This window comes from uncultured Mailhella sp. (assembly GCF_944324995.1).
Classification (GTDB): domain Bacteria; phylum Desulfobacterota; class Desulfovibrionia; order Desulfovibrionales; family Desulfovibrionaceae; genus Mailhella.
This window is the reverse complement of sequence record NZ_CALUYL010000033.1, coordinates 1-16001: the sequence shown is the minus strand read 5'-3', so window position 1 is coordinate 16001 and position 16001 is coordinate 1. Positions and strand designations below refer to the sequence as shown.

Below are 16001 nucleotides of genomic sequence, written 5' to 3'. Positions count from 1 at the left end.
GGGCTTACTCCTTTGAAGGGGGTGTCTTCGCTTCGGAAAGGGGCGGAGTGTCTGTGAGCCAGACGGTACAGGTGCTGTCGTCGGTGATGCGCGTTCCCGGCGGAGGGCTCTGACGGAGCACGAAGGTTCCGTTGCCTTCCATGGTGGGAACAATGCCGCGCGCCACGCAGGTTTCTATGGTTTTGCGGAGGGTGAGCCCCCGCAGATTGGGCATGACGTTGACCCCGGACGCCGAGGCCTTGCCGGCCATTTTCTGAGCGCGTTCGCGTTCCTTTTTGGCCTTTTCGGCGCGGTATTTGGCGAGGTTTGCGAGGTAGATGGCGTCTTTCTTGCGCTGGGCGAGCTGGGCGGGGGTGAGGTTTCTTTCCTGTTCCTTTTCGGCCAGGGCGAAGGTCACGTCGGGCAGATAGCCGTTGTAGGCCAGGGTGCGGGAGGCCACCTTCTGGAACACGGGCGCGGCGATGGCGCCGCCGTAGCCCGTGGTGGTGGGCTCGTCGAGCATGACGTAGATGACGTAGCGCGGATCGTCGGCGGGCACGATGCCGCCGAACGAAGCCAGACGCTTGCGGCTGTAGCCCTTGCCGGAGTGATCGGCCTTCTGGGCGGTGCCGGTCTTGCCGGCCACGCGCACGCCGGGAATGCGGGCTCTCGTGCCGGTGCCGTTGCCGTCCACGGTTTCCTCCATCATTTTGAGCACGGTGCGGGTGGTTCTTTTGGAAAAGATGCGCTGACCCGCGGCGGAGGTGGTGTTCTGACCGGGTTCGTCCATGACGAGGCTCAGGGGGCGGAATTCGCCGCCGTCGGCAAGGATGGTGTAGGCCTGAAGCATCTGAATGCCGGTGACGGAAAGGCTCTGACCGAAGGACGTGGACATGAGATCGAGCTCGCTCCAGTCTCTCGGGGAGCGCAGGATGCCGCGGCTTTCGTGAATGCCGATGCCGGTGCGCTGGCCGAATCCGAGCCGGTCGAGGTAGGAATGGAATTTCTGCGCGCCGAGCATGAGGCCGATTTTGGCCATGCCGATGTTGCTCGAACGGGAAATGATTTCGGTGGCGGTAAGTTCGCCGTAGGCGTGGGTGTCGTCGCGGATGGGAGCGTAGCGGGTGCGCCACACGCCGTTTTCGCAGAAGATTTTGGTGTTCGGGGTGACGAGCTTTTCTTCGAGGGCGGCGGCCATGAGAATGGGCTTGAAGGTGGAGCCGGGTTCGAGGCTGTCGCCGGCGAGGCGGTTTCTGTAGATGGAGGAACTCGCTTCGCGGTAGTTGTTGGGATTGAAGAACGGATACTGCGCCCAGGCGAGAATTTCGCCGGTGGCCACTTCGGAAACGAGCACGCCGCCCCAGCGCGCGCCCGAGGAGCGCACGGCGTCGGCGAGCACGTCTTCGGCGATGAACTGCACCTGCACGTCGAGGGTGAGGGTGATGTCTTCGCCGCGCTGTTCGGCGGCGGCGTCGCGTTCGTTGTTGAGAATCTGTTCGGCGGCGTTGCGGGAGACGCGGCTCTTCACGCTGGTGCCGCGGAGTCTGTCGTCGTAGGCGAGCTCCACGCCTTCAAGGCCGTGGCTGTCCACGCCCACGAAGCCGAGAAGCTGTCCGGCGAGGTGACGGTAGGGGTACACGCGTTCAAACTCGCGCGAGAGGCCGATGCCCGGAATGCCTTCCTTCTGAATGGCGGTGGCGGTGGCGTCGTCCACCTTCCGCTCCAGCCAGATGAAGGCCTTGTTCTTGCGGAACACAGAGGCGAGATCGGCTTCGCTCCGGTGCAGAAGCGGAGCGAGGCGCTTCGCCGCATCGTTGATGTCTTCCATGACGCGCGGATTGGCGTACACCGACTGGCAGGCCACGCTGCGGGCGAGCACGCGTCCGTTTCTGTCGAGAATGCTGCCGCGCGCGCCTTCAATGACTTCGGTGTAGGTGTGCTGACGCTCGGCCATGTCGCTGTACACGGGGCCGAGCAGCACCTGCACCTCGAAGGCGCGGAACCAGAGCAGCACCCAGCAGACCACGAAGAGGGCGGCGGCGTAGTGAAAACGCTGCCCGAGCAGCCAGCGCCAGCGCGCGCGCAAGCGCGAGAACAGCCCTTTGCCTTGGGAGGCGGAGGGCTGACTCTGAATGATGCGGCGATTGGTGCGGCGTCTTCCCGACGACATGCGGGAAGACGAAGAGGAGCTGTTCGGGCGCATTCGCTAGTCTTGGCTGGAAGGTTTGAGGCGGCGGATCTGGCCGGGATCGGCCATGCTCATGCCGAGCTGTTCGGCGGTTTTTCCGAGAACGTAGGGAGAGAGCAGGCTGTCGCGTTCGACTTCCAGCTTGGCCACGTGGGCGCGGGCCGATTCGGTCTGACGCTGCATTTTCTGAATGGTGTAGGCGGTGTCGCTCCTGTCGATGCTCAGCCAGGTGAGGGCGACGCCCATGATCAGGCTGAACAGAATGGAGACAATCAACATGAGGAACCAGCCTCCGGAACCGAGCGTAGCGGTGTGCGAATTCATGACAGCTCCTTCTTGAACGGCGGCAGCTTTTCCACGACGCGGAGTTTGGCGCTGCCGGATCTCGGGTTTATGAGAAGTTCGTCCCTTCCCGGAACGATGGGTTTCTTCGTGAGGAGCGCAACCTCTGCGTGATGACCGCACACGCAGCGCGGCAGATGCGGCGGGCAGAGGCAGTCGGTGCTCCACTGCCGGAACCGCTGCTTCACGATGCGGTCTTCCAGCGAGTGGAAGGTGATGATGGCCAGTCTGCCGCCCACGGAGAGGCGGGGAAGAATGGCGTCGAGGAAACGTTCGAGCTGTCCGAGTTCGTCGTTGACGACCATGCGAATCGCCTGAAAGGTGCGCGTGGCCGGATGATTGCGCGCTTCGGCCCGCCACTTGGCGGGATAGGCGCGCCGCACGATGTCCGCAAGCTGCCCTGTGGTTTCGATGGGCGCTTTCTGCCGCGCCTCCACGATGGCCCGCGCAATGCGCGGCGCCTGCGGATCTTCTCCATAGGTTTCAATAAGGTGCCGCAGGGTGTTCACGTCCGCCATGTTCACCACGGTGCGCGCCGACTGCATCCAGGGCTCTCTTCCCGCAGAGGAAAGACTGCCCATGTCCATGCGCATGTCGAGAGGCGCGTCGTCGTGCAGGGAGAAGCCGCGGTCGGCCACGTCGAGCTGCAGCGAGGACACGCCGATGTCGAGCAGCGCGCCGTCCACGGTGTCCCAGCCGAGGGCGTCGAGGGCGTCGGCAAAGGAGGCGTATTCCAGCGAAAAGAGCCGGCAGTTCTCGCCGTAGGGGGCAAGGCGCTGCGCGGCGCGTTCGAGCGCCTGCGGATCCCTGTCGAGCCCGCAGAGCATGGCCTTGCCTTCGGCGCGTTCCATGAGCGCCGAGGAGTGTCCGGCCAGACCGAGCGTGCCGTCGAGATAGCGGCCGCCCGGGCGCGGAGCGAGCGCGTCGAGCACTTCGTTGAGAAGCACGGAGACGTGCCGGGCGTTTTCGGCGGTGACGGCGGAATGTTGCTGCGTATGACGAATCATGGCGGAGACTGCGGGCTAAAGGGAAAAATCAATGCCGCTTGCGGCGAGTTCCTCGGTAACGCCTTCCAGGTTTTCCGAGGACATGGAGGCGCGCAGGGCGGCGGGGTTCCAGATTTCAAAGCGGTCCACGAGACCGAGAACAGTGGCTTCCCTGTCCAGACCGGCGTAGGCGCGGTGGTCGGGAGAAAGCAGAATGCGGCCGTGGGCGTCGGGCGTGTGCGTTTCCGCGCCGCCTATCACGAGACGGCGGAAGGCGCGCACCTTCGGGGACGGGTTGGGAATGCGCATGAATTTTTCTTCCAGCTCCACCCAGTCGTTCCACGAAAAGGCCACGAGGCATCCGTCGTAGGTGGTGAGCACGAAGGACGCGCCGGGCGCGGACGAAGAAGCCCCATCGGCTGCCGCGCCGCCCGCTCCCTGGGAAGCGAGGGCGTCGCGGAATTCCGGCGGAAGCGTCAGACGGCCTTTCGGGTCGAGACTGCGCGGGTACCTGCCTCTGAAAACCATGCCTGTTCCACTTTCTGCCACTTTTTCCCACTATTTGCCCATAAAACGGAAACTGTCAAGGCCGAAAGCGGGAAGGAATGTGACAACCTGTGAAAATCATGTGAATAATCGAAAGTGTTACAACTTTTTCCCCTACGCTGGTTCACCGGCGGCCTTTTTTTGCGGCGAAAAACAGGGGGGAGCGCGGCGTGTTGCATTCGCGAAAATGGGGGCGAGGCGCGGAGCCGGAAGACGCGTTTTCGTCGAATTTCGGGGAGGGGTGGCCGGAAGAAAAACGCGCGGTCGGACGCTCTCGACTTTTTTTGAAAAAAGAGGCAGAATGCCCGCACAGCGACGGGCGTGAGGAGGAAAAGCGGGTTTTTCGTCCTCCGCAGGCTGAGTCCGTCATCCGTGCTTCTCTTTATTAAGGAAAGGAATTTTTATGCGTACCAAAATTGTTGCCACCATCGGCCCCGCCAGCTGCGATCGTGAAAAGCTCGCCCAGCTGGCCGACGCGGGCGTTTCCGTATTCCGTCTCAACTTCTCCCACGGCGATCCCGACTTCTTCCGCGGCGTGGTTTCCAACATCCGCGAAATCGAAAAGGAATGCGGCCGTCCGCTGACCATCATGCAGGATCTGCCCGGACCCAAGATCCGCATTGGCATTCTTCCCGAAGGCCGCATCGAACTGCACCGCGGCGACAAGCTCATTCTCGGCCGCGAACGCAAGGAAAAGGAAGAGCTGCCCTTCATTCCCTTCGATCATCCGCGCATTCTTTCCGCCCTTGTTCCCGGCGACACCCTGGTGCTGGCCGACGGCGGTCTGCGCTTCTGCATTGAGGAAAAGGTGGAGGACGAGCGCTTCATTATGGTGGCGCAGGAAGGCGGCGCCATTTCCTCCCGCAAGGGCCTCGCGCTGCCCGGCAAGTCGCTGGCGCTGCCCGCCATCACCGATCAGGACCGCGAAAAGCTGGCCCTCGGCATGGAACTCGGCGTGGACGCCGTGGCCATTTCCTTCGTGCAGACCGTGGAGGACGTGCATCAGATAAAGGCTCTGCTGCATTCCTACGGCCGCGACGACATTCCCGTGGTCGCCAAGCTTGAGCGTCAGAACGCCGCCGTGGAGAACCTCGACGCCATCGTGGCCGCAACCGACATCGTCATGGTGGCCCGCGGCGACCTCGGCGTGGAATGCCCCATGCCCGAACTTCCGGCGCTGCAGAAGCACATCATTCACACCTGCAACCGTGCGGGCAAGCCCGTCATCGTGGCCACGCAGATGCTGCTTTCCATGGTGAACACGCCCGTGCCCACCCGCGCGGAAGTGACCGACGTGGCCAACGCCGTGCTCGACGGCGCCGACTGCGTCATGCTTTCCGACGAAACCGCCGCGGGCAGCTATCCCATCGAGGCCGTGCGCTACATGCGCAAGATCACCGACGAGGCGGAAAAGTACCTGCTCGCCACCCGCAGACTCGAACCTCCCAAGGACGAGACCGACACTTCCCGTTTCCTGGCCTACACCGCCTGCCTGCTCGCCAGAACCGAGAACGCCTGCGCCATCGTGGCGCATTCCGTGACCGGCGGCGCGGCCCGCATGCTGGCCGAATGCCGTCCCGCCCAGACCATCTACGCGCTGACCTCCAACTCCGTGGTGGAACACGCGCTCAACTTCGTCTGGGGCGTGCAGCCCTACTTCATTCCCGTGAGCGACAGCAGCATTTCTCATCTGCGCCGCGTGCAGAACTTCATTGCCACGAGCAGCAAGTTCCCCATGGGTCAGGATGTGGTCATCACCGCGGGCGAATACGCTCCCGGCGAGCAGAAGCGCCGCACCAACCTGGTGAAGATCTATCACAAGTAGGAACTTCGGGGTCTGCCCCGGGTTCTGCCGGAGGGAAATGTTTCCCTCCGGCGCCTTTCGCGCCGCAGCGCCGGATTGCCGGTCTGCGCGCACACAAAGGACGCGCCCCGCAAGGGGCGTTTTTTTTTGCCCGGCGCTCGGGGGCGGGACTGATTTTTTTGATGACCGCGGGACGGACGCGTCATGTTGCGGTAAGAAAACAAGGGTATGCCGGAAAAAACGGAAGGCGCGGGAGAAAGGCGGCAAGGGGGTGCATTGCCCGGGGGCAACGGCTCTTTGGCGTCCTGTTCCGGCGCTTGATGGCGCGTCCGGCTCTGTGAGAAGCGCATCGGCGCACCCCTCGCGCGGCCTGAAACTGCGGCGCGGCGCGTGCGGAGCCTTCCGCCGGAGGGATGGCCATGTTGGTGGTTGTGACTTTCCGTTGTGCTGTGCTACAACAAAAGATGAACAGCCCGCATGCGGCCTGAAATTGCAGCGCGCAACAGGCCCGTTTCGCTCCGCAGCGCCCGGGCCCGGCCCGTCGCGCGGAACATGCGGTTCGCCGCAGCGGGGCTGCGCGCATCATGAAGACCGTTCCCGAAAGGGACGAACCTTGCTGAAGGCGGACGCCTATGGAAAAAAAGACTGCTGCCGTTTCGGACAGAACCGTGACGGCTTCGGACATCATGCCGCCGCTTCCCGACGCCTCTGCGCCGACGCTGTCGGCTGAAGACAGGCTGGTAGTGCTTCTCGCCTCGGCGGCGCAGGAGGGCGGACGCCTCTCGCCCGAAGCGTGGCGTCGGGCGTCCGACGCGCTGGAAGAAGTGTTTGCGCCGCAGGTTCAGGCCGACGGCGCGGCCGGAAGCGAGGCGGAACATCGTTTCTTCGTGCTGCAAACGCATTTTCACGCGGCGCTGCTTCAGGAGCCGCTGTCGCCGGAGCAGTTTGAGGCCGACCGCCGACTTTCCGAGGATCTGGCCTCGCTTTCGCCGGACAAGGCCGAAGCCTATGCCGAAGCGGTGCGGGAGCTTTCGCCTGCCTACGCCGCCGTGGTGTGCCGCGCGCTTTCGGAAGACGCGGCGGGCCGTCGTCGCGTCATGGAGCGGCTGGGGCGCACCATGCGTCTGCTGCCGGGCGTGGCGGAATGGGAAAGCGTGTTCGGAACCGAAACGGAAGAGGACACGCGGGGCGTCGTCATGCAGGGCGGGGTGGCGCAGCGTCGGCCGGAGTCCGGCGGGCGGCTGTCTCCGGTGCTGCGGCGTCAGATGGCGGCGCTCTCGTCCATGCTTTCCGGGGCGGGCGCGGTGTGCAGCGACGTGGCGAATACCGCCGCGGATCAGTACGACGTGGCGGCGCGCTACCTGCGCGATTTGCGTCGGCAGCGGCTGTTTTCCCTGTTTTCGCCGTCATTGCGGGACATGTCGGTGGCGTCCGGCTTTGAGAGGGCGGCAGCCGAGGCGGAACGCCTGGAGCGGGCCGCGCTCGATGGCGGAGACGTGGAGCTTGCCCGCGAGGTCGGCGATTTTCGGCGGCTCATGGCGGAGCAGCCCTTCACGCTGGTGGTGGTGGGCGAAGGCAAGCGGGGCAAGAGTTCGCTCGTGAACGCGCTGCTCGGCGGCGAGTATTCGCCGGTGCGCGAATCCGTGCCGGAAACGGCGGCCGTGGCGCGTTTTTCGTGGGGCAGGCAATTCGGCGGCCGCGTGCGCTTTCTCACGGGCGACGAGTGCGCGCGTCTTGTGGAATGCTGCCGCGGCGAGGAAGGCCGGGGCGAGCTGTGCGAGCGGCTGGAAGTGCTGAGCCGCAAACTTCCGCCGAGGGAAGACGAGATTCTGGACTCGCCGGAGCGCCTGCGGGATTTTCTTTCCGCCTCGGAAAAGGGAAGCTTTTTTGCCGCGCGCGTGGAGGCGGAACTGCCTGCCGACATTCTCAAGCACGGCCTCGTGCTTGTGGACACGCCGGGGCTGAACGCCACGGATCCGGTACAGAATTACCTGGCGTTTGAGGAATGCCTTGCCGCGGACTGCCTGCTCTTCGTCATGGACGCGCGCAGGCCGGAATCGTCGTCGGAGCAGGAGCTTTTGCGCCAGCTTGCGCGTTCCGGGCGCGCGGCGGCGGTGATCGGCGTGGTGACCGGCGCGGACAGGCTGAACGAAAAAGAGAGCCGCGGCGAGGCCATGGAAAGGGCGCGTCTTCTCATGAACACGGCGTCCGCCTGCGGCATGCGCGTGCTGGATCTTCTGGAACTGAACGCCCGCGAGGCCATGGAACAGCGCTGCGCCGGACCGCGGCGCAGCGGAGGCGCGGGCTTTCAGAAGCTCTGTGCGCTGGTGGAAAAGGCGGCCTCGGAGAAGAACGCCGGTCGCGAGGAGCACGAGGCCCGCATCCGGAGCCGGGGCCGGGAGATCGTCCGCGCCTCGCGCGAGGGTGCGGAGCGTTTTCTGTCGCGCGAGCTCGGTCGCCTGCCCGACGCGCGGCACGAGCAGCTTCTCTCCGCGCACGTCGCCCGGCTTGACGAGGTCATGAAGAGCTGTTCGAGTCAGGCGTGGTCCGTGGTGAGCGCGGCATCCGTGGACGTGGAGGCCTGGCGCAAGGAGCAGGAGCGCGCGCTCGACGGCTGGCAGGAAACCATTGTGCTGCGCATCATGGACGCAGCGAACAAACACGCCGACTCGCTCGGCTACACCGGCATGTTCCGGGCGAAGAACTGGAAGCGCTTCGACGAGGAGGAAGTGCCGCGGATCGCGCGCGAATCGCTGGAAGAGCTTCTTGCCGGACGCCGCGACGTGCAGAAGGACTGGAACGAGAAACTGCGTCAGTTCGGCGAGCGGATGCGGGAAATTTCGGTGCTCTGCCTCGACGCCGTGGCCGTGGACGACGTGGATCTGCAATCCATGGCGGACGTGCCGTTCAGTCGCGAGCGCTGGCTGGTGAACGCGAATTCCATCATGAAGAAGGTGGGGCTTGTGGCCGTGGGCCTGGCCATCCGGCGCGGCGGCGGTCTGGGGCTGGGCATCGTGCTCGGAAACATGGGCTGGTGGGCCGTGCTGCCCGTGGCCGTGGTGGGAAGCGTGGTGTGGACGCTCATGAAGTTCGGCAATCCTTCGCGCTGCCGCCGCATTTTCATGGAGCGCAAGGAAGAGGTCGTGCGCCGCTGGGTGAAGAGTCAGCGCGCCCGGCTCAACGAGCTGCTTTCCCAGAATCTGGAAGAGCTGACCTCCGCCTACGGCAAGGCCGTGAGCGAAGGTTTCGTGCCCGCGCTTGCGGTGCTGGCCGAAGAAAGCTCGGCGCTTTCCGCCTATCTCGGCGTGCTGAGGAAAATCCGTTCCGGCGTGGAATCGCGCGCCCAGGAAACGCTTCGCCTTGCCGCGCAGCTGGAAACGGCGCTGGAATCGCCCGGAAATTAGGGAGCCGAATTTCGGCCCTTTGCCTGAGTGTTGCCTGAATCGTGTCCGAGCATTGACCGAAGCGGTGCTCGAAGCACGGGCGGCCTCAAGATCCATGACCGCGTCAACCTTTCTGCCGCTTGACGGGGCACGATGACGGGAAGCGAAGGCGCGGTAAAAGCGGCTCTTCTTTCTGCGGCCCCGGCGGACATCGCGAGGCTTGCGGCAGCCGCGGCGGGGAGATGTTTTCCCGTGGCGACATGTTGAGGGCCGCCGCGCGGGTCACGAGGGCAGCCACCCTGCACTGCGTTGTGTTGTCTGCCGCTTGACGGGTCGAGATGCGCGAAAAACGGAGTTTTTTTTCGCGGGGGAAGCGTTCCGATGCCGCGAAACGTCAGGTTCCGCCAGGGAAAGCGCGGAGCCTCGCGGGATGCAGCGTCGGCGCTCACACGAAAAAGAGGCCGCATCCTGAAAAGGACGGGCCTCTGCTGAAAATTCATGATGTCTTGTGCCCTCGGCGCGTTTCGCGGAACCCTCGCGGGAGCCGGAATCGCGCGGCGTGCGGCGCGGGCGGAAGCGGAGGTTTCGTGCGGGCAATCGCTGCCGGTGCCGCTGAAACCGTTTTCCGGCAGGGCCGCAAACGCGGAGCGCAGCGGAAGCGCTGCCGTGTTTCTCCGGCTGCGTTACTTTTTCGGCGCGCTTTCGCGGGACTGCGCCTTTTCCTTCACCCAGTGATAGCCCTCAATGGTTTTGGCTCTGGTCCACTCGTAGCCGGAAATGACGTCTTCCTTCACTTCGCGGCCCAGCTCACGCGCCTTGACGGCGGTGTCGTTGGTGGTCTGGCTGGTGGTCGTGCTGGAGACTTCCCGCCCCTCTGCGTCATAGGAGACGACGTTGCTGGTGGTGCTGGTGCTGCACGAAGCGAGCAGCAGGGCGAGACACGAAAGAAGAGCGGCGCGTTTCATGAGATCCTCGCAAGGCGCGGCGCGTGACCGGATCAGCCGCGCCGGAAGGCTGAAGGATGGGCCGGAGCCCGGAAATGCCGGGGAAAAGCCCCCGGCACGGTGTTTTCCGAGTGTTTTTGCGTCAGATGCCGGACTTGGTGAGCTCGATGAACTGCTTGGCTACGCGCGGGCTGCGGCCGCCGTTGCGGGTGGCGTGGGCTTCGGCGCGGATGTCGAGCTGTTCCTGCGGCATGTCGATGCCGTACTGGGCGGCCAGCTTGTGAACGATGTCGAGATAGCGTTCCTTGTCGGGCCGGAAGAAGGTGATGGTGAGGCCGAAGCGCGCGGAAAGCGACATGAGTTCCTGTCTGGTGTCGCTTTCGTGCAGGTCGCTGCCGGAGCGGTCTTCCCAGCTTTCCTTGATGAGGTGACGGCGGTTGCTCGTGGCGTACACCACAAAGTTGCCGCTGTGGCCGTTCACGCTTCCTTCAAGTATCGCTTTAAGGGCGGCGAAGTCGTTGTCGTTGCTGCTGAAGCTCAGATCGTCGATGAACAGGATGAACTTGAGCGGATTGCGGGACAGCGCCTCGGTGATGTCCGGAATCTGATAGAGCTGATTCTTTTTCACTTCCACGAGGCGCAGGCCCTTGTCCCAGTAGGCGTTCACGATGGCCTTCACCGTGCTGCTCTTGCCCGTGCCCGCGTCGCCGTAGAGCAGAACGTTGTTGGCGGGCTGTCCGGCAAGAAGGGCTTCGGTGTTGGCGATGACCTTGGAACGTTCGAGTTCGTAGCCGGGAAGCTGTTCCAGAGTCTGCGGATCGGGATGACGCACGGGCACGAGCTGGCCGTCCTTCACGATGAACATGCGGTACTGGGCAAACATGCCGTAGCCTCTGGCGTGAATGGTGGCGATGCGTTCATGATAGGCCGAGGCGAAGTCGGGATTGCTGTTCTTCCAGCGGGGCAGGAAGCCGGCGAAGTCGAGGGACTCGCGGATGGCGGAGCCGTCGAACGCGCCGAGGGTCTGCAGAAATTCGAGTTCGTGGGCGAGGCATTCGGAAAGGAAGGGGGACACGGGCGTGCTGCCGCAGCTTTGCAGCATGTAGATGTTCTCGTCTTCCATGATGAGGTTCAGCAGATAGGTGCTCAGGTCGTCGCCGTGGGCGAAGAGGGCGGCGGCAAAGTCGCAGTAGGCGTTGACGCAGGCGGCGGTGTCGGAAACGTCGGCGTCGAGCAGCGTCTGGAGCCGGGAAACGACGGGATCGGAAAGGATGTTGCGGAAAACAACGAGACTGCGCAGCTGAATGCTGGAAAGAGGCTGGGAATTCATGGGAGATCACCTTTGAAAATTTTCGGCAAGTATAGGGCAGGGCGTGGCGTGATGCAAGAGCGTTCGGCGGCGGAATCAGGGGGCGGGGCGTCTTTTTTGAAGTCGCGGCGCGGGGCGGAAACGTTTTTTTGCGGAACACTTGCACTGCGCCTGCGGCTGTGGCACAAGCAGAAGAGGAAACGGCGGCTCAGTCCGCATGGGAGGAAACATGAATATTGTGGTGCTTGACGGATATACGCTGCGCGCGGGCATGGAAGAGCCGTGGCCCATGAACGGCGCGGACAACTGGACCGTGTACGACCGCACGCCGGAGAGCCTTGTGGCGGAACGCGCCGCCGAAGCGGAAATTCTGGTGGTGAACAAGGCTGTGGTGGACGCCGCGCTCATGGACGCGCTGCCGAGGCTTCGCTGCATAGCCGTGACCGCCGCGGGCACGAACATTGTGGATCTTCGGGCGGCCGGGGAGCGGGGCATACCGGTGTGCAATACGCCCGCCTACGGCACGGACGCCGTGGCGCAGCACGTGTTTGCGCTGCTTCTGGAACTGTGTCGGCACACGGCGCTGCACGACGCGAGCGTGCGCCGCGGCGACTGGGCCCGCAGCGAGGATTTCTGCTACGCGCTCACGCCGCAGGTGGAGCTCACGGGCAGGACGCTGGGCATTTTCGGCTTCGGTAATCTGGGCAGGCGCGTGGCGGAAATAGGGCACGCCTTCGGCATGAAGGTGCTGGCCTGCGCGCATCGGCCGGTGCCTGCGCCGGGCTATGAGCCGTTTGCATTCGTGTCGAAGGAGGAGTTGTTCCGCCGCTCGGACGTGCTTTCCCTGCACTGCCCGCTCACGGAGGAGACGCGCGGACTCGTGTGCCGCGAGACCCTGAATCTGATGAAGCCGGGCTCGATCATCATCAATACGGCGCGCGGGCCGGTGGTGCGCGGCGCGGACGTGGCCGAGGCCCTGCGCGAGGGCAGGCTCGGCGGCTTCGGCGCGGACGTTCTGGAGAGCGAGCCTCCGTCGGAAGACGATCCGCTGCTGTCTGCGCCGCATTCGCTCATCACGCCTCACATCGCCTGGATGACCGACGGCGCACGGCGCAACATCATATCCATCACGCTGGAGAACATCCGCCGCTTCAAGGATGGGGATCCGCAGAACGTGGTGAACCGCGAGTGGCTGAAGGCAAAGGCGCAGCGTTGATTCGCCGAAAAGTATTGCGCGAACGCTTCCAGAGTGCATCGGGCAGGCGCTGAGAATTTGCGCCGCCGGAAGTGAACGACATATCTCAAGCGGCATCCGTTCGGAACACGGTTCCGGGCGGATGTTTTTTTTTTGCGGCGGCGCGGCTGCGGAAGGGCGGGAGGGCGGCGAGGAAGCCGTCCGGTTTGCCGGAGCATGCGGCGGGACGGGGCGGCCCGAAGCGGGGTTCAGCGCCGCAGTGCCGAGCGGGAGAGGAAGAGAGACAGGAGCGTGGAGGATCGGCGGGGCGTTTCGGGGCGGGATGCGCGCGGTCAGGTGTTGAAGGATGAAGTTGGGCGAGGCGCGGAGCGCGGTGCAAAAAGAGTGCGAACGCGTTTGAGAAGGCGCGGCGGGGGCAAGCGGAAGGCGCGGCGGCGGTGGAGCTTTCGGGTTGGATTTTTGCAGGCGGACGGGCGGCGAAGCGATGGGGAGTTCGGCAACTGACGCGCCTGCGGTCAAAGCTCCCGCAGATTCGTCTGCGGTGAACACGGCGGAGGATTCCCCGGCGGCCGGGGAGCGGAAGGGAAGCGAAGTACCCGGCGAGAGACCGGAGCGTGGAGGATCGGCGGCGACCGAGGCGCGTCGGAGTGCAAAAAAAGCGCGGCAGAAAGCTGACCTTCTGCCGCGCCTGGCGTCGGAATCGTTTTTTGCGGGAGCGTTACGCCTGTTCGTCGTCGTCTTCGTCGAGCATGGCGTCGGTCACGAAGTCGAAGGCGATGCGTTCGATGGGCGCTTCCGGTTCAAAGGAGAACATGTCGGCAAGGAAGTTTTCCGAAATTTCCCTGTTCTGCGCCTTGGCTTCCACAATGAGGGTGTTCATGCGGTCGGTGTAGGCGTGAATGAGGCGGAACACTTCGGTCACGATGGGGCTTTCGGTGGTGGGAGTGTTTTCTTCTCCGCCGCCGCAGCTGGAATGTTCTTCTTCCACGGAGTCGTCGTAGGCGTCGAGAGCGGCGTTGACTTCCAGTTCGGAAAGGGTGGCGAATTCAGGAAGGGTCTTGATCGTGTTCATAGAAAACCTGTGTTCTTGGTTTGCGGAACAGGGCGCGCCTATTCCCTGGGTTCGGTAAGGAGTTTCACGGGGTTGAGCATTTCCACCATGCGCTTGTGCGGAATCTTGGCCTGCCGCAGGGCGAGGTGCAGATCGGTGGTGGTGTAGATGTCACGCAGAACTACGGGCCGGGAAGCGCCGTCCCCTTCCGGGAACACGGCCAGCATGGGAATGCTGGCGCTGTTGAGCGCCTTGAGCAGCGCCTGATGCTCGTCGTTCTTGAAGGTCATGTCCACCTTGACGGCGGTGAGCGAGTACTGATCCAGAATGGGCAGCAGATTGGGCGCGGCAAGCGTGGTGCGTTCCAGCACCTTGCAGGTCGGACACCAGTCGGCCGTGAATTCCACGATCATGGCTTTTTTGCCCAGATTGGCGCGGAAGTCCTCAGCCGAGAACTCCACCCAGGGCACGATTTCCTTCTGCGCGGGCAGGAAGGCCCAGAAGCCGGAAAGCAGAATGGCGCCGAAGGCGAAGGCCCCCAGGAACATGCGCCGGGTGATGGAGCCGCGCAGGCTGCCCCAGCGGCCCCAGATCCAGGCCGTGGTGGCGGCCACGAGCAGGGTGATGAGCGTTTTGACGTGCAGCGCCGGAGGCAGCAGCGAGAACAGATAGATGGCCGTGCCCATGAGCAGGAAGCCGAGCACGCGCTCAAGCACGCTGAACCACGCGCCGGGCCGCGGCAGAAAGCGGATGAGCCGCGGATAGCAGGCCAGCACCACGTAGGGCGCGGCCATGCCCACGCCCGTGGCCGCAAAGATGGTCATGAGCACGGGCAGAGGCTTGGTGATGCCCCAGGCCAGCACGCCGCCGAGCAGAGGTCCGCTGCACGGCGTGGCAAGCAGCGTGGTGAACATGCCGGTGCTGAAGGCCTGCATGCGCGGCGAGGAACTGTGGTGACTTTGCAGATCAAGCACCGGCAGATGAAACACGTCGAACATGGAAAGGCCCATGCTGAACACGATGAGCAGCATGAGAAAAATGACTTCGCTGCTCTGGAAGAGCTGCCCCCACAACATGCCGGTCACGCCCGAAAGCACCGCCAGAATGGCGAACCACGCCACAATGCCCGCGGCGAAGAACAGCGTGTGCTCGCGGATGCTGCGCCGTCTTTTTTCAAAGTCCTCTTCCGCGTCGAGCAGAATGGAGAACTTCATGGTGAGCACGGGAAGCACGCAGGGCATGAAGTTCAGAATGAGTCCGGCGAGCAGGCCGAGGCCCACCGCGCGCAACCAGCCGTCGATCTGGAAGCTGCCTTCAAGGTGCTGAGGCGCAAAGTCGTAGCCCTGCTCGGCGGCACGGGAGCCGGGCACGGGCACGGCGGCCGGAGCCGTGACCGCAGGCGCAAGAATGCGCTCGGAACGGCGCTTGAACACCGAGGTGGGCGCGTCGGGCAGAAGATTGGCGTGCCGCAGGGAGGCGTTGTTTTCCGGCGGCTCGGCCACGGCGGGCACTTCGGGCGGCACGGAATTTTCTCCGCAGCACGCCTTGCTCGCCAGAAACGTTTCAAACCACGACTGCTCAGCCGCGTTGGCCAGTTCCGGCGGCGCGGTGGGCAGAAGAATGCGCGTGTGCACGGGCTGACAGTGCTGATCGGAACAGGCGAGCAGGGAAATGTCCAGCGTGACGGCGCGCGGTTCGCTTTCCCGGAACACGAGAAACACCGGCGCGGCGTTGAAAAGCTGACGGCTTTTGCCGCCGTCCGGCAGCGAAACTTCCGTGCCCGCAGTGTAGTGAATCTGCACCTTGCCCTCGGAAAGCGGTTCGCCGTCGGCAAGCACCGTCACGGTGAGGGGAATGCCTTCGTCGCCGGCTTCGTGGGCGTAGGTGTGGTAGCCCTGGGAGGGCAGAAGCCACAGCACGGCCATGGACGTGTTCTTGTCCAGAGGTGGGGAGAGCTGTCTGCCGTCCACGGCGGAGAGCTTGGCCCATTCGGTCAGAAAGCGGTAGGGCGGTTCGGCGGCCGCAAGGGCAGAGCCTCCGGCAGAGAGCAGGGGGAGCAGGGCCGCAATCAGCCACACCACGGAAAACATTCGCAACAGCCTTTTCATGGGAGGCAAGCTAAACTTTTTTGCAGAAAAAGGCAAAATTTTTCTTGACGAAGGATGCCCTTGGGTCTATGACTCTTTCTGCGCTAAGAGCACTGGGTCACTAGCTCAATTGGTAGAGCAGTTGACTCTTAATCAATTGGTTCGGAGTTCGAGTCTCCGGTGACCC

General features: G+C 64.0%; 11 protein-coding genes and 1 tRNA gene. 4 read left to right on the top strand and 8 right to left on the bottom strand.

Features of this window, described 5'->3' with window-relative positions; all coding sequences use genetic code 11:
* Positions 1-4: 4 nt before the first annotated feature.
* Genes Q0K02_RS11510 through Q0K02_RS11495 form a run of 4 tightly spaced genes read right to left on the bottom strand, consistent with a single transcriptional unit; the run spans position 5 to position 4023 of the window.
* On the bottom strand, positions 5-2182 hold the full coding sequence (locus tag Q0K02_RS11510; RefSeq protein ID WP_294489010.1) for a penicillin-binding protein: 2178 nt from the start codon (positions 2180-2182) through the stop codon (positions 5-7).
* A gap of 3 nt (positions 2183-2185) precedes the next feature.
* Entirely contained in the window at positions 2186-2491 is a 306-nt protein-coding gene (locus Q0K02_RS11505; RefSeq protein WP_294489006.1) for a hypothetical protein, read from the bottom strand.
* A complete protein-coding gene (rsmH, locus tag Q0K02_RS11500; RefSeq protein WP_294489002.1) occupies positions 2488-3516 on the bottom strand; it encodes a 16S rRNA (cytosine(1402)-N(4))-methyltransferase RsmH in 1029 nt (342 codons plus the stop codon). The genes Q0K02_RS11505 and rsmH overlap by 4 nt, the downstream gene beginning before the upstream one ends.
* 15 nt (positions 3517-3531) lie before the next feature.
* The gene (locus Q0K02_RS11495) at positions 3532-4023 is read right to left on the bottom strand and encodes a division/cell wall cluster transcriptional repressor MraZ (protein WP_294488997.1); all 492 of its coding nucleotides are present in this window, start codon (positions 4021-4023) and stop codon (positions 3532-3534) included.
* Positions 4024-4444: 421 nt separating this feature from the next.
* On the opposite strand from Q0K02_RS11495, the gene pyk reads away from it, so the two are divergent.
* Positions 4445-5866, top strand: coding sequence for a pyruvate kinase (gene pyk / locus Q0K02_RS11490; RefSeq protein WP_294488994.1), 1422 nt, complete (start codon positions 4445-4447; stop codon positions 5864-5866).
* Between the two features lie 611 nt (positions 5867-6477).
* Positions 6478-9249, top strand: coding sequence for a dynamin family protein (locus tag Q0K02_RS11485; RefSeq protein ID WP_294488992.1), 2772 nt, complete (start codon positions 6478-6480; stop codon positions 9247-9249).
* Positions 9250-9911: 662 nt separating this feature from the next.
* On the opposite strand, the gene Q0K02_RS11480 is transcribed toward Q0K02_RS11485, so the two are convergent.
* Together Q0K02_RS11480 and Q0K02_RS11475 are read right to left on the bottom strand one after the other, a co-directional pair.
* A complete protein-coding gene (locus tag Q0K02_RS11480; protein WP_294488989.1) occupies positions 9912-10193 on the bottom strand; it encodes a hypothetical protein in 282 nt (93 codons plus the stop codon).
* Positions 10194-10314: 121 nt separating this feature from the next.
* Positions 10315-11502: an ATP-binding protein gene (locus Q0K02_RS11475; RefSeq protein WP_294488986.1), complete on the bottom strand. Its 1188-nt coding sequence runs from the start codon at positions 11500-11502 to the stop codon at positions 10315-10317.
* Positions 11503-11710: 208 nt separating this feature from the next.
* Between Q0K02_RS11475 and Q0K02_RS11470 the strand changes: the two genes are divergently transcribed.
* Entirely contained in the window at positions 11711-12697 is a 987-nt protein-coding gene (locus Q0K02_RS11470) for a D-2-hydroxyacid dehydrogenase (protein ID WP_294488982.1), read from the top strand.
* Between the two features lie 697 nt (positions 12698-13394).
* Here Q0K02_RS11470 and Q0K02_RS11465 read toward each other — a convergent pair.
* Positions 13395-13748, bottom strand: a complete 354-nt coding sequence (locus Q0K02_RS11465; RefSeq protein ID WP_294488978.1) for a hypothetical protein — start codon at positions 13746-13748, stop codon at positions 13395-13397.
* 38 nt (positions 13749-13786) lie between these two features.
* Positions 13787-15817 (bottom strand): cytochrome c biogenesis protein CcdA, encoded by a 2031-nt coding sequence (locus Q0K02_RS11460; protein ID WP_294489044.1) that lies wholly within the window; start codon positions 15815-15817, stop codon positions 13787-13789.
* Between the two features lie 112 nt (positions 15818-15929).
* On the opposite strand from Q0K02_RS11460, the gene Q0K02_RS11455 reads away from it, so the two are divergent.
* Positions 15930-16001 (top strand) — tRNA-Lys (locus Q0K02_RS11455).